Raw genomic sequence first — 218 nt, forward strand, 5'->3', positions numbered from 1 at the left:
GGTTGACCGTGAGCGGAACCGTGTTGACGACGTGACTCTGGACGCGCTCCCGGATGTAGGACGGCACGTCCTCCTGCGGAATCCCCGCCGGGACCTTGACGTCACTCTTCTTGACCGGAATGTTGCCGGTCAGCGTCGTGTCCGCGCGCTTGTCCGTGAAGTGACTGCGCACGTTCTCGTGCCGGAAGAACGAGTCGACCGACGTGTTCAGCCGCATC

At 63.3% G+C, this 218-nt stretch carries 1 protein-coding gene; it reads right to left on the reverse strand.

Features of this window, described 5'->3' with window-relative positions:
• A partial coding sequence (locus OP04_RS55300; RefSeq protein ID WP_033346832.1) for a hypothetical protein occupies positions 1-218 on the reverse strand: 218 nt, incomplete at both ends.

The organism is Catenuloplanes japonicus, assembly GCF_000717135.1.
GTDB classification, from domain to species: Bacteria; Actinomycetota; Actinomycetes; order Mycobacteriales; family Micromonosporaceae; genus Catenuloplanes; species Catenuloplanes japonicus.